We start from the raw sequence: 13018 nt of genomic DNA, 5'->3' as shown, positions 1-13018 counted from the left end.
GGGCCGGGGCGAGGTGCCCCGGCCCGTAAGGGCGAACCTGATCGCTTCGGCTGCGCCTCCGGATCGGAGGATCAGCGCTGGGAAGCTTTGTGCTTATTGTGCAGCTCGTTCTGGCGCGACCGGCCGGGCCACCAGGTTCACAAGGTCCTCGCCGCGGGCGAGCCGGCCGATATTGGCGGCAATGTCGGCTGCCCGGCGTTCAAACGTCATGCGCGCGTGCCCGGAATGGTGCGGTGTGAGCACCGCGTTCTCCAGCTCGGCGAAGGGCAGCTCTGCCGGCGGAACAACGCCGTCCGCGGGGGACCCCCACCACACGTCGATGCCTGCTCCGGCGATGCGCCGGTCCTTCAGCGCCGCGTACAACGCCGCCTGGTCAACAACCGGGCCGCGCGCCACGTTGATCAGCAGGCCCGTGGCCTTCATGGCGGACAGCTCAGCCGCCCCGATCATCCCCTTCGTGCCGGCATCCAGCGGCACCGTGACCACCACGACGTCGGACGCGGCCAGCAGCTCATGGAGCTGCCGGTTCCCGCCCACCCAGTCGAGCCGGACGCCGTCGGGAAGAGGAGCTGACGGGTTCCGCCGGACAGCCCGGACTTTCATGCCCAGCGACCCGGCCACTCGGGCCACCTCGGCACCGATGGAACCCAGGCCCACCACCCCCAGCGTCAGGTCGGCAAGGACGGGATGGAAGGGCACGCCGGCGTCGGTGGCGATGGTCCGCCACTCTCCCCGGCGGAGTGCTCGCTCTGCAGTGGCGACGTTGCGCGACAGCATCAGCGTGACCATGAGGACATGCTCCGCTATGGGCCGCGCGTGGTGGAAGGTGTTGGCCACCAGGACCGGGGGCGCCAGCCGCGGGAATGGGATCTTGTCGTAGCCGGCGCCTGTGACGTGGACCAGCCTTACCCTGGAAGCCGCCCCGGCCTCCGTGAGGCTGAGGGAGGAACAGACGACGACGTCGGCCCCCGCCAATGCGTCAAGCCGGCGCTCCGTGGTCCAAGCCGCCGCCATGTCCCAGTGGTGAGGGCCGCCGTCGGCCTTTAACCGGTCAGCAAAGCGGCTGATGATGGGGTCGGTGACGACAATCCTCAAGGATTCCAGGGCCGGTGAGCCTGCCCCTGCCATCACCACCGAGGGCTCTGGAGCTCGTAGGACGGGTGGAGACGTTTCATGTAGCCGGTGTCGTCCCTGCTCGTGAGCCCGCAGTCGAGGTACTGGCGGTGCAGGCGTTCAAGGGCGTCCCGGTCGATTTCCACTCCGAGCCCCGGACCGGTGGGCGCCTGCACGCCGCCGTCCATGAAGGTGAACACGCCGTCGGCGATGACGTCCTCGGACAGGTCCTTCCACGGCCAGTGGGTGTCGCACGCGTAGTCGAGGTTGGGGGTGGCTGCCGCGAGATGGACCATGGCGGCGAGGCTGATGCCCAGGTGCGAGTTGGAGTGCATGGACAGCCCCAGGTCGAAGGTCTCGGTGATGCCCGCGAGGAACTGGCTCCGGCGCAGGCCGCCCCAGAAATGGTGGTCCGAGAGGATGACGTCCACGGCGCCGGCCGCCACGGCAGGGGCCACATCAGCGAAACTGACCACGCACATGTTGGTTGCCAGCGGCATGCCCACCTCGCGGCGGACGGCAGCCATGCCTTCAATGCCCGGCGTGGGGTCCTCGAGGTATTCCAGGACCCCGTGCAGTTCCTTGCCCACCCGGATGGAGGTCTCCACTGTCCACGCGCCGTTGGGGTCGATGCGGAGCGGCAGGTCGGGGAACTCAGCCCGGAGTGCGTGGATGGCCGCGATCTCTTCTTCCGGCGGGAAGACGCCGGCCTTCAGCTTGAGGGCGCTGAAGCCGTAGTTATCCACCATGGCCCTGGCCTGCCGAACGATCCCTTCGGGATCCAAGGCGGCGCCCCAACTGTCTTCTGGCTGGCCCGGGTGACCTGCCCACTTGTAGAACAGGTAGCCGCTGAACTGCACTGATTCGCGGACGGCACCGCCGAGGAGGTCGCTGACGGGCCTGCCCAGCAGCTTGCCCTGGATATCCAGAGCGGCGACGTCGAACGGGGACAGCACGCGGTCCGCGGTGCTGGAACCCGTGACCATGCCGCTCATGCCGTGGCCGCCCTGAACGGTGTCCTGCTCCAGCGCCTGGGCGATCCGGCTGAGCAGCGTGTTGATGTTGAACACGTCCGTCCCGGGCAGTAGAGAGGCTGCCAGCTGGAGGCGTGCGAGGTGGCCGGCATCGCCGTAAGTCTCTCCGAAGCCCGAGACGCCGGCGTCCGTCCGGACCTCAACAATGGCCCGCAGGGCAAATGGCTCGTGGACGCCCACGGTGTTGAGGAGCGGCGGGTCCTTGAAAGCCACCGGCGTAATGGAGACGCCAGTGATCCGGGTCTGGTTGAGGTGCTGGGCGGGGTCGTATGCCTGGTTCACTACGCTGTGCTCCTTTGGATTGGGCCGGACGTTTTGGGCCCGTGGGCTTGATAAAACCTGCTTTGTTCACGACCATAAGGTGAATTATCAATTCAAGTCCAAGCTAATTTATGCACTCGACAATTCAGTAAGGGTATTGATGTTTTCGCTGCCTCAGTTAGAAGCGTTTGTGGCCGTTGCTGAAGAACTGCACTTCGGTGCTGCCGCGGAGCGGCTCAACATGACGCAGCCGCCGTTGAGCCGCCAGATCCAGATGCTTGAGAAGAAGCTGGGCGCTCAGCTTTTCGGCCGGACCAGCCGGAAGGTGGAGCTCACCGCCGCAGGAGCCACGCTGCTGCCCAGGGCGCGCCAGATTCTGGACATGTGCATCAAGACGGATCTTGACGTCCGGCGGGTCTCGTCCGGGCAGGCAGGAACCATCACCGTCGGATACACGGCCATAGCGGGGCACAGTGCGCTGCCGCTGATGCTGCGCCGTGCAGCGGAGAATATGCCGAGGGTCTCGTTTGTGCTCCGGGAGCTCGTTTCAACGGACCAGATGGACGGGCTCGTGAAAGGGACCGTGGATATCGGCCTGCTGCGCCCCATCGTGGGCCGGCCGGGGGTGGTGTCCCGGCCGTTGATGCAGGACCGCCTGGTGGTAGCGCTGCCGGAAGGGAGTTCGCTGTTGGGCACGATGGCACCGCGCAACGGCGCGCCGCTGCCGCTTGGATTCCTGGACAGGCTTCCGCTGCTCATGTACTCCACCAAGGAGGCGCGCTATTTCCACGACCTGGTGCTGCGGCTGTTCGCCAGCGCCGGCGCACATGCCAACATCACCCAATACGCCAGCCAAGTTCCGGCCCTGTTGGCGTTCGTCCAGGCGGGTTTGGGGGTAACTCTTGTTCCCGCCTCGGCCATGGCCTTTGCCCCTGCGGGCGTGGAATTCCATGAGATCGACGGGCGGAACGGTGTGCAGGAGCTGAACCGGGTGGAATTGGAGCTCGCGTGGAACGAGGAGACGGCCAACCCGGCGGTTCTGAGGCTGCTGGAACTGATCGAGACGCCTGGAACTGATGTGGCCGCCGCGAACTGAGCGGCTGGCGGGGCCCGATGCGGGGCGCCTATTCCCTCCCGGCCCCGGAGCCTGCGCCGCGAGTTGGCCAGGTGGTTGCGCATCGCTGCGGACGCCGCGGCACCGTCGCTGTCCGCGATGGCGGCAAAAATGGAGCCGTGTTCATGCACCACCTGTTCGAAGTGGTCCCGGGCATAATGCTCGACGCCGGTCATCAGCCGGGTGCGCGGCATGGCGATCATCGTCTGGCCCAGGGAGGCAAGGCAGTCCGTATAGAAGGGGTTGCCCGAGGCTGCGGCGACGGCTTTGTGGAATTCAAAGTCCGCCTTCATGGCGTGTGCCGGGTGTTCGACGCTGTCCGTGAAGTCCGCCAGTGCCTGCCGCAGGGCGTTCAGTTGCCGTTCCGTCCGGTTTCCGGCGGCCAGCGCTGCCGCTTCGGTTTCGACGCCGATCCGGAATTCCAGCAGGTGCAGCCGATCCTCGGCGGTGACCACAGCCCTGGCGGGCTGGCCCGACGCCGGACCCGCCGGGGGCGGGGTCAGCGCAAAGCTGCCCCGCCCGCGTTCGGTTTCCACGAGGCCCTCGGCCTGGAGGCGCGTTAGCGCGGACCTGACCACTGTCCGGCTGACGCCGAACTCGGCGATGAGGGTGTTTTCGCTCGGAAGCTTCTCACCGGGCTGGATGACGCCGTCGACGATGCGGGTGCGAAGGTCGGCGGCGAGGTCCGCGGTCAGGTTCCGGCTCATGGATTCAAGGTTACGCGCCGAATTCCACGGTCTCGGTGGTCCATGCGCGGGCCTGATCGCTGAGGCTGACGCCGAGGCCCGGGCGGTCCGGAACGATCATCCGGCCGTCCTTGGTTTCAAGGCGCTCGTTGAACAGCGGGTCCAGCCAGTCGAAGTGCTCCACCCACGGTTCGCGCGGGTAGGCGGCGGCCAGGTGCAGGTGGATTTCCATCGCGAAGTGCGGGGCCAGGCCCAGGCCGCGTTCGTCCGCGAGGGCCGCCAGGCGGAGGAACTGGGTGATGCCACCGACGCGCGGGGCGTCGGGCTGGATGATGTCGCAGCCGTTGGCGGCGATGAGGCCCTTGTGCTCGGTCACGGAGGCGAGCATTTCGCCGGTGGCGATGGGGGTGTCCAGGACCTGGGCGAGGTGGGCGTGGCCCTCGAAGTCGTAGGCGTCCAGCGGCTCTTCGATCCAGATCAGGTTGAATTCCTCGAGCAGGCGGCCCATGCGCAGTGCCGCGGCGCGGTCCCACTGCTGGTTGGCGTCCACCATGAGGGGCACGTCCCAGCCGATGTGTTCGCGGATGCCGGCCACGCGGCGCAGGTCCTCGTTGGTGTCCGGGAGGCCCACCTTGATCTTGATGCCGCCAATGCCTTCCTCGACGGACTGTGTGGCGCGGGCCTTCACCTCGTCGAGGGAGGCATTGAGGAAACCTCCGGAGGTGTTGTAGGTCTGGACGGAGTCGCGGTAGGAGCCCAGGAGCTTGGCCAGCGGCAGCCCGGCGCGCTTGGCCTTGAGGTCGTACAGGGCGATGTCGATGGCGGCGAGGGCCTGGGTGGCGACGCCCGAGCGGCCCACGGAGGCGCCGGCCCAGAGCAGCTTGGTGTAGAGCTTGCCGATGTCGTTGGGGTCCTCGCCGATGATGCCTTCGCCGACTTCCTTGGCGTGGGCGTACTGGGCGGGGCCGCCGGCGCGCTTGGAGTAGCTGAAGCCGAGGCCGGTGTGGCCCTGTTCCGTGGTGATCTCCGCGAAAAGGAAAACAACCTCGGTCATGGGCTTCTGGCGGCCTGTGAACACTTTCGCGTCACTGATCGGGACGGCCAGCGGAAGGCGGGCGGTGGAAAGCTTGACGTGCCGGATGAGATCGACGGTGCTCATTGGTTCTCCTTGGGAAGTAGGGGCAACATCGCCCGCCTGCTTATGCTACAAGTTGGTTACTTGTATTACAAGTAACCTTCCCGCCGTCGTAGTACATGGGAAATACGGCGCGCAGATCTGCCCCCGCCCGTAGTCTGTTTACATGCCTCGTTTTGCACTTGATATCGACTCCGTCCCCCGCCCCGATCGCTCCCAATCGCTTTTGGATGCAGTTAACCACCGGGTGGTCATTGCCGATGGCGCCATGGGAACCATGCTGCAGGACCGGGAACTGTCGCTGGCGACTGACTTCCAGGGACTGGAAGGCTGCAACGAGATCCTCAATGACACGCGTCCGGATGTCATCGCTGACATCCATGACGCGTACTTCGCGGTGGGGATCGATGCGGTCGAAACCAATACCTTCGGTGCGAACTGGTCCAACCTCTCCGACTACGGCATCGACGACCGGATCGAAGAGCTCGCCCGGAAGGGTGCGGCGATCGCCAGGGAGCGTGCCGAGGCTGCGGAAGCCGTGGACGGACGGATGCGGTGGGTCCTGGGCTCGATGGGTCCGGGCACGAAGCTCCCCAGCCTGGGGCACACCAGCTACGACTACCTCAAGCAGACGTTCGCGCTGCAGGCCGAAGGCCTCATCGACGGCGGAGCGGATGCGTTCCTCATCGAAACGAGCCAGGACCTGCTGCAGACCAAGGCTGCAGTCAACGGCTGCAAGCAGGCGATCGTGGCCCGCGGCGTCCGGCTTCCGATCTTCGTCGAGGTGACCGTCGAGACCACCGGAACCATGCTGATGGGATCCGAAATCGGCGCGGCGCTCACCGCGCTCGAACCGCTCGGCGTTGACGCCATCGGGCTGAACTGCGCCACCGGGCCGGATGAGATGAGCGAGCACCTGCGCCATCTGTCCAAGCAGTCCTCAGTGGCGATCGCCTGCATGCCCAACGCAGGCCTGCCGGTGCTCACCGCGGACGGTGCGCACTATCCGCTGTCGCCTGTGGAACTCGCCACCTCGCACGAGCAGTTCGTGCGGGAGTTCGGCCTGGGTCTGGTGGGCGGATGTTGCGGTACGACGCCGGAACACATGGCCGCCGTCGTCGAGCGCCTTGCGCCTTTCCGGACTGAGTCCGGCAGCGGTGCGAACGGAGCGTCCGGCGGCCGCGTTCCCACCGAACGGGAAGCCGGCATTGCCTCCCTCTACCAGCACGTCAACTTCGACCAGGAGTCCTCGTACCTCGCCATCGGTGAGCGCACCAACGCAAACGGCTCGAAGGCGTTCCGGCAGGCGATGCTCGAAGAGCGCTGGGACGACTGCGTCGATATTGCCCGGGAGCAGATCCGCGTGGGCGCGCACCTGCTCGACGTGTGTATCGACTACGTGGGACGCGACGGCGTGGCAGACATCAAGGAAGTCGTCTCACGTTTCGCTTCGGCCTCCACGCTCCCGCTGGTGATCGACTCCACCGAACCGCCCGTCCTGCAGGCCGGGCTGGAACACATCGGCGGCCGCCCGGTGATCAACTCCGTCAACTATGAGGACGGCGACGGCCCGGACAGCCGGTTTGCGCGCATCATGCCGCTTGTGAAGGAACACGGCACCGCCGTGATCGCCCTGACCATCGATGAGCAGGGCCAGGCACGCACCACCGAGGGCAAGGTGGCGATCGCCTCGCGCCTCGTCGACGCCCTGGTCGGTGAATGGGGGATGCGCGTGGAAGACATCATCGTCGACTGCCTGACCTTCCCGATCGCCACGGGCCAGGAAGAGACCCGCCGGGACGGCATCGAAACGATCGAGGCCATCCGCGAGATCACCAGGAAGTATCCCGGCATCCACACCACCCTCGGTGTTTCCAATGTTTCCTTCGGCCTGAACCCGGCAGCGCGCATCGTCCTGAACTCGGTGTTCCTGCACGAGGCCGTGGAGGCCGGCCTGTCCAGCGGCATCATTGACGCCGCCAAGATCGTGCCGCTCGCTTCACTGCCGGAGGAGCAGCGCAAGGTGGCGCTGGACCTCGTCTGGGACCGCCGCGAATACGACGCCGAAGGCAACACCACGTACGACCCGCTGGCGAGCATGCTGGACATGTTCGCCGGCGTTGACACTGCGGCGCTGCGCGACCAGCGCGCAGCGGAACTTGCTGCACTGCCCACCGGCGAACGCCTGCAGCGGCGCATCATCGACGGCGAGGGCAAGGGCCTCGAGGAGGACCTCGACCTTGCCCGCAGCGAAGGCATCACCCCGCTTGGCATCATCAACGACCAGCTGCTCGAGGGCATGAAGGTGGTGGGCGAGCGTTTCGGCGCCGGTGAGATGCAGTTGCCGTTCGTGCTGCAGTCCGCCGAGGTCATGAAGAACGCGGTGGCGCTGCTCGAGCCGCACATGGAGAAATCGGATGCCTCGGGCAAGGGCACCATGGTGATCGCCACCGTGCGCGGCGACGTGCACGATATCGGCAAGAACCTGGTGGACATCATCCTCACCAACAACGGCTACAAGGTCATCAACCTCGGCATCAAGCAGCCGATCGCTGACATCATCGCTGCGGCCGAGGAGCACAACGCCGACGTCATCGGCATGTCAGGGCTGCTCGTGAAGTCCACGGTGGTGATGAAGGAAAACCTCCAGGAGCTGCAGGCCCGTGGCTATGCGAAGAAGTGGCCGGTGATCCTCGGTGGCGCGGCTCTGACCCGTGCCTATGTCGAAGACGATCTGGCGGGACAGTTCGAAGGGCAGGTCCGGTACGCAAAGGATGCCTTCGAAGGTCTGGCGCTCATGGAGCCGCTGGTGCAGGTCGCCCGCGGCGCTGACCCCGCCGAGGTGGGCCTGCCCGCCCTGCGGAAGCGGACCCACCGGACGGGCGCAAAGCTCACGCTGACCGAGCCGGAGGCGATGCCCGGCCGTTCCGACGTCGCCTCCGACAACCCCGTGCCCGCCCCGCCGTTCTGGGGCACACGCATCGTTCGCGGCGTCGCCCTCCACGACTACGCGGCGTTCATCGATGAGCGGGCCACGTTCCTGGGGCAATGGGGTCTCAAGCCAGGCCGCGGCGAAGGCGGCGCTTCCTACGAGGAACTGGTGGAACGTGAGGGCCGGCCGCGGCTGCGGTACTGGCTGGACCGTATCCTCGCCGAGGGAATGCTCGACGCGTCGGTCGCGTACGGCTATTTCCCGGTGGTGTCCGAGGGGGAACAGGTGGTGGTGCTGCACCACAATACGGATCCCGACGGCGTACTCGGCGCCCCGGGGCTCCTCGCCCCTGACGGCGGTTCAGACGGTCCGATCGGCACCGACCGGCTGCGTTTCGACTTTCCGCGCCAGCGCCGCGACAAGCACCTGTGCCTCGCCGATTTCGTACGGTCCCGCGATTCGGGACAGATCGACGTGCTGCCGGTACAGCTGGTCACTGCCGGTTCCAAGATCGACGAGGTGCTTGCGCTGCTGTTCGCCGGGAACCATTACCGCGACTACTACGAGCTCAACGGCCTGGTCATGCAGCTCACCGAGGCGCTGGCCGAGTTCTGGCATGCGCGTGTCCGCTCGGAGCTGGGTTTCGCCGCCGAAGAGCCGAAGGAAAAGGCAGGGCTGTTCAAGCTCGACTACCGCGGTGCGCGTTTCTCGCTCGGTTACCCTGCGTGCCCCGAGATGGAGGACCGCCGCAAGGTGGTGGAGCTGCTGCAGCCCGAGCGGATGGGCGTGATCCTGAGCGACGAGCTGATGCTGCACCCCGAACAGTCCACTGATGCATTCGTGTTCCACCACCCGGAGGCGAAGTACTTCAAGGTGTGAGTCGACGCCGGTCCCCGGCCGGAGCTTGACCTTGAGTGGATGGCGCCCGGGCGGTCTGCCCGCCCGGGCTTCCACCCGGGCTTCCGCCCGGGCTTCCGCCCGGAATTCTGGCCGGGCTGGAGACCGGCTTGACCCGCCGCAGGGCGGCGAGCATGGCTCTCCCCACCACAGCGATTCCGATGATCGTGGTGACGGCACGCAGGGTGTCCCATCCCGCCGTCGAGGTCAAAAGCGAGTAGAGCAGGAAGCTGCTGAGATTGGTGGCCAGCGGCGCGCCAGGCACGTAGGAGATGCCGGTGCCAGCGCCGACAGCGAAGGGCCAGAACCACAGATTGGTGAGCAGGCCGAACACGTAGGATGCCAGGACCCCGTAGCCGCACAGCATCCACAGTTCTGCCCGCCCCCGCACCCGCCGGGGGAGCAGACCTGCCCCGGCACCTACCCACGCACAGGCGAAAATCTGGAACGGTGACCACGGGCCGATGCCACTCCACAAGGCGCTGGACACGGCGATGGTGGCGGCACCGAGCAACATGCCGAAGCGCGCACCGAAGGCCCGGCCGGCCAGGATCAGCAGGATGAAGACTGCCTCCACGCCCCCGACGCCGGTGCTGGCCACGCGCACCGCCGAGCCGATGGCGGCCAGGACGCCGAGCAGCGCCACCGTATGTGCGGAGCGGACCGAGCCGTCCAGGGACACCACGATGGCAACGACGGCAAGCGGTGCCATGGCCAGCGCCGCGTAGGGGATGGCCGCGGCGGCATCCTCCGGAAGGACCGCAGCGAGCAAGGGCCAACAGAATGCACCGAGGGCCAGGAGGTTCGCAGCTGCGAGGACCGTGAGCTCGGCGGCCCGTGGCATCCGGATGCGGGGGGCTTTCCCCGCCGCGGGAAGGTCGGTTGGCCGGTCGGTGAACCGTGGTGTGGGGATGCTTGGTGTTGCGATGCGCTCCACTGTGGCGGCGCCGGGCGCGGCTTCTGCCGCGGATGCGGGGGCGACGCCGTCACGCATCGGGAGGATCCGGGCGCCGAGGCCGTGCGCAAAGTCGAGGTCGTGGGTGGCGATCAAGACCGCCGCGCCGGCGTCCGCTGCGGCCCGCAACGCCGCCGCGACTGCTGTGCGCGCCGCGGGATCGAGTCCGCGGGTCGGCTCATCGATCAGGAGCACCTGCGGGTCGTCCATGGTCTGCAGCGCGATGGCCAGGATCCTGCGCTCACCCGCGGACAGGTCCCGGGGATGCTCGTGGCCAATGGGAATCCGGACGTCTCCCCGCAAACGGGCAAGCCGTGAAGCAGCGTCGCCAGGCGCAGGTTGTGCGCCGCCCTTTCGGCGCGCCCGGCGCCGCTCTGCCGCGCGGAGCTCGGCAGCGACGGTATCCCGTGTGAAGAGGTCGTCGGAGGCGTCCGGGACGAGGGCTATGCGGCCGCCGCCGGCTGTGTTTTCACCTGCTGTGGTTTCACCTGGTGTGCCTTCATTGAGCGTGCCTTCACCGAGGGCGAGTGCCACAAGGAGGGACGACTTTCCGGCACCGTTCGGCCCCACCAGCGCGACCACTTCACCTCGGTGCAGGGACAGAGAGGCGCTGCGCACGAGCGGCTGGCCGTCGCGGTGCACCGCGAGGTTTGCGGCAGTCAGCACGGCAGCGTGCTGTACCGGCGGATCCGCCGGCTGTGCCGGCGTCTGACGGTCGGCGACCGGATGCGAAGGTGCGGGAGCAACGCCAGGTACCAGGGCGCCGTCGTCGATGGTCCACCACGAGTCTGCAACGGGTACCAGCTGCTCCGCCCGGTGCTCCGCCACGACCACGCAGACGCCGGCGTCGCGGGCGAGGGCGTTGAGCACGGCGATGACGCGTCCGCGTGCTGCGGTGTCGAGGTCGGCGAGGGGTTCGTCAACCAGCAGGAGGGCCGGATGCTCCACTATCGCGGCGGCAATGGCCACGAGGGTTGACTCACCCGCGGAGAGGGTGCTGAGATTCCGGTCCAGCAGCGCCGACACCCCGACCCGCTCCGCGACCTCCAGCACCCAGGCTTTGGCGGTAGCGGATGCCACGCCGCGCAGCTCAAGTGCGAGGGAGATTTCGTCCCGGACCCGGGTGGTGGCGAAGGCGGCGCGGGGGTTCTGCAAGACGACGCCGACGAGGCGGGCGGTATCACGCGGCGGCGCGGTGGCACGGTCCGTTCCAGCGACCTGCAGCGTGCAGGAAATTTTTCCGCCGTCGACGTGTGAGAGAAGGCCCGCAATGCCCCGAAGGATCGTGGACTTGCCGGAGCCCGTCGGCCCGGTAATGACCGTGATTGACCCGCTCGACGGCGCAAAATCGGCGACGCGTACCCGCGTGTCCGCGATCCGGAAGTGTGCGTCCCGGATCAGAACCGGTGCTTCGATACCGCGGACGGGCTGGCGTGCTGCCCTGCTGCCGAAGCCGCGCAGCTCCAGAGCCGCGGCAACCCGGCTGGCGTGCTCGAGGGTGCGTTCGAGCACGGGAACAAGGGCGCGGGGCCCGAATCTTTCGCCCCGCAATCGAAAAGCGAGGCGCACGGAGTTCACGGCGTCGGAGAGCGCCGGCAGCGCCGCCCAGGCCACCACAAGCATCCTGGCCATGCCCTGCATCGGGCCGCCGCGGGCCAGGTGCACGAAGCCGCGGGCAACATCCACCCAGGCGTTGAGCATGCCGAAAGCGAGGATCATCCCGGCAATCGGCAGGGCGGACAGGACCGCCTCCCAGAGGCCAGGCGCCGTTACCGGACCGAGGAGGACCACATGGGCGTACGGGGCAGGCAGCGGCACCGGCGGTATGTCGAGAAGAACCGGGCTGCCGGTGCCCGCACCGTTGAAGAGAATGCGGTAGATGACCCGCGCCGCGATGAAGACGGCGGCGAGAGCCGCCGCTGCGCGTAACGGCGCGGGTCGAAAGGTCACGCCGCGGGGGCGGCCGGTGCGCCGTCGACCGTGAAGAGCAGTTCCAGGCTCTGTCCCGGGCTGACCTTCAAAGTGGCGAGGCCTTCCTGCGCGTATCCCCAGGCGCCAGAGGCCGGCTTAACCCACAGTGCCCAGTAGGCAAAGGAGGCGGGCGTCTTCTTGCATTCTTCCTTGTACGTGCCGCCCTTGTGGGCGATGCTGAAGTCGGCGGCGGGCACACCGTTCACCCGGCACACCAGTTCCTTGGGGTACTGGTCAGTGCCCTCGGTCTTCACCTTGGCCTCGTCGAGGACCTTGGATGCGAGAGTCGGCCCGTCCGCGGGCACGCAAACGGACGTGTCAGCGGCGGCCTGCTTCAAGGCGCCCGAATCGACGATTACCTTCACACCGGCGCAGGGCTCCGTGGCGGCGCTGGATGAAGTGGTTGCGGTTGCCGTTGCGGTGGAAGCAGGGGCAGAGGTGGCGGGCTGGGTGGTGGCTGGCGTGGAACACGCGGCGAGAGTAAACAGGAGACCTGCGGCGGCGAGCGAGGTCGCGGCGGCGGTGCGGATCGTAGTCAAAGTCACCAGTCAAGGGTAGGACGTTGCCGTTCCGGATCTGGATGCCGTCGCGTTGTGTGACGTTGGGTATCACCCGACACCGGCGTGGCCACTCTGTGGGCGCTGCGTCGGTGTAGTGCGTGAGGCACCCCCCGTTGCCAGTAGGGAACGAGTCGAGAGTACGTCGCTGGAGAACCGTCTTGCGGGACTGGCTGTGTCAGGTTGGGATCCAAGACCTTTACAAGAGTGCGTCAAGAAAAACGAAAACGGACTCCACTCTTACGTCTCTTGAGCCGTTGCCTGACGTCAGGTTGGGGTGTAGTTGAAGCTGACAGGTGCGGGGAAGAAGGTGAAGCTGCCCCACCTCGCATGCTCGCCCCGCAGCCGTTACTCCGGCTCCGG

The 13018-nt window shown here is 67.2% G+C and carries 7 protein-coding genes and 1 pseudogene; 2 read left to right on the top strand and 6 right to left on the bottom strand.

Annotation, left to right across the window (positions count from 1 at the left end):
* Positions 1-93: 93 nt before the first annotated feature.
* Positions 94-1095: a 2-hydroxyacid dehydrogenase gene (locus ABIE00_RS23375; protein ID WP_354263001.1), complete on the bottom strand. Its 1002-nt coding sequence runs from the start codon at positions 1093-1095 to the stop codon at positions 94-96.
* Positions 1096-1127: 32 nt separating this feature from the next.
* Positions 1128-2429, bottom strand: a complete 1302-nt coding sequence (locus ABIE00_RS23370; RefSeq protein ID WP_354263000.1) for a glucarate dehydratase family protein — start codon at positions 2427-2429, stop codon at positions 1128-1130.
* A gap of 139 nt (positions 2430-2568) precedes the next feature.
* Between ABIE00_RS23370 and ABIE00_RS23365 the strand changes: the two genes are divergently transcribed.
* On the top strand, positions 2569-3504 hold the full coding sequence (locus ABIE00_RS23365; RefSeq protein ID WP_354263498.1) for a LysR substrate-binding domain-containing protein: 936 nt from the start codon (positions 2569-2571) through the stop codon (positions 3502-3504).
* A 41-nt stretch (positions 3505-3545) separates the two neighbouring features.
* Here ABIE00_RS23365 and ABIE00_RS23360 read toward each other — a convergent pair.
* Positions 3546-4229, bottom strand: a pseudogene (locus tag ABIE00_RS23360) (FadR/GntR family transcriptional regulator); the annotation flags it as partial.
* A gap of 10 nt (positions 4230-4239) precedes the next feature.
* Positions 4240-5367 carry an L-talarate/galactarate dehydratase gene (locus ABIE00_RS23355; protein WP_354262999.1) on the bottom strand — a complete coding sequence of 376 codons (1128 nt, stop codon included), beginning with the start codon at positions 5365-5367 and terminating at the stop codon, positions 4240-4242.
* Positions 5368-5509: 142 nt separating this feature from the next.
* Between ABIE00_RS23355 and metH the strand changes: the two genes are divergently transcribed.
* Positions 5510-9154 carry a methionine synthase gene (gene metH, locus ABIE00_RS23350; protein WP_354262998.1) on the top strand — a complete coding sequence of 1215 codons (3645 nt, stop codon included), beginning with the start codon at positions 5510-5512 and terminating at the stop codon, positions 9152-9154.
* Here the strand turns inward: metH and ABIE00_RS23345 are convergent.
* Both ABIE00_RS23345 and ABIE00_RS23340 read right to left on the bottom strand, forming a co-directional pair.
* Positions 9144-12077, bottom strand: a complete 2934-nt coding sequence (locus ABIE00_RS23345) for an ATP-binding cassette domain-containing protein (protein WP_354262997.1) — start codon at positions 12075-12077, stop codon at positions 9144-9146. The two genes, metH and ABIE00_RS23345, sit on opposite strands and share 11 nt — an antisense overlap.
* Positions 12074-12643 carry a hypothetical protein gene (locus ABIE00_RS23340; RefSeq protein ID WP_354262996.1) on the bottom strand — a complete coding sequence of 190 codons (570 nt, stop codon included), beginning with the start codon at positions 12641-12643 and terminating at the stop codon, positions 12074-12076. The genes ABIE00_RS23345 and ABIE00_RS23340 overlap by 4 nt, the downstream gene beginning before the upstream one ends.
* Positions 12644-13018: the final 375 nt, after the last annotated feature.

This window comes from Arthrobacter sp. OAP107, from assembly GCF_040546765.1.
Classification (GTDB): Bacteria; Actinomycetota; Actinomycetes; order Actinomycetales; family Micrococcaceae; genus Arthrobacter.
The sequence above is the reverse complement of the archived record's forward strand: the minus strand, read 5'-3'. Positions and strand labels throughout refer to the sequence as shown.

Coding starts and splice junctions, on each gene's coding strand:
- ABIE00_RS23365 (WP_354263498.1), top strand. CDS start 2,569: ATGTTTTCGCTGCCTCAGTTAGAAGCGTTTGTGGCCGTTGCTGAAGAA.
- ABIE00_RS23355 (WP_354262999.1), bottom strand. CDS start 5,367: ATGAGCACCGTCGATCTCATCCGGCACGTCAAGCTTTCCACCGCCCGC.
- metH (WP_354262998.1), top strand. CDS start 5,510: ATGCCTCGTTTTGCACTTGATATCGACTCCGTCCCCCGCCCCGATCGC.